General features: G+C 45.4%; 1 rRNA gene. It reads left to right on the forward strand.

The features are described 5' to 3' along the window. The first annotated feature begins 160 nt into the window (after positions 1-160). Positions 161-275, forward strand: a 5S ribosomal RNA gene (rrf, locus tag LPA49_RS22215). Positions 276-930: the final 655 nt, after the last annotated feature.

A 930-nucleotide genomic window follows, 5' to 3' on the forward strand; every position in this document is an offset into this window, starting at 1 on the left:
TAACAGACAGAAGTTAGTATACTAAAGTAGATTTTACGATTATCAGATTTCCAGATTTTATGTAGGGTGAACCGCAGCGCTTAATGCGAAATCAGTTCACCTTGCGCAAAGGACTCGTAAGCGCGATGCGCTTTGTCGAGAATCCTTTCCACGCATTTTGCTTGGTGACAATAGCGTTTTGGACCCACCTGACTCCATGCCGAACTCAGTAGTGAAACGAAACAGCGCCGATGATAGTGTGGCATTTGCCATGTGAAAGTAGGACATCGCCAGGCTCCTAATTAGAGAAACCCGATTCGAAAGAGTCGGGTTTTTTGTTGCCTGTAGAAAAATAAAATACCCAACCAAGACCCCTACGACCTATATCTTTGTAAGCATCGTGTGGCATTGACCATGTGAAAGTAGGACATCCTACTGCGTAGCGCACCATGGCTCCTAATTAGAGAAACCCGTTGCAGCAATGCAGCGGGTTTTTTGCGTTCAGGGCTAAATCGTCCAGCACTATGCCGAGATTGCATACAGAGATAAAAGGCGCATAAGCGCAAGGTGAAGAGACGTAGGAGGTACTTGAGTGACGAAAGTGTCTGATATGCCCTTCATACATAACCACTGATATTCACGGCTAAAGCCGCTTATATGGACTCCTCCTATTGCACAATACCCTTCGTTAATTTTGTTAGACTGCGTACTTATATGCGGGCTCATAATGAGGAGCTACCTCGGCCCTATGATGTATTCGCGCCCTTGTGCCTCTTCTCCTACTCGGTGTTTTAACACACTAATCACTTTACAGGCTATCAAGGGTGGGTCTAACCGCTTAACGCAGGTTCTTGGTCAATACAGTTATTTCTGTTATCGAAGACTAAATGTTAATTTGCTAGTAGGCTTGGTTCATAACGCGTGCCCTTTTTCAGCATGGCATACGCCGTC

The organism is Pseudoalteromonas sp. MB41 (assembly GCF_020966275.1).
GTDB classification, from domain to species: domain Bacteria; phylum Pseudomonadota; class Gammaproteobacteria; order Enterobacterales; family Alteromonadaceae; genus Pseudoalteromonas; species Pseudoalteromonas lipolytica.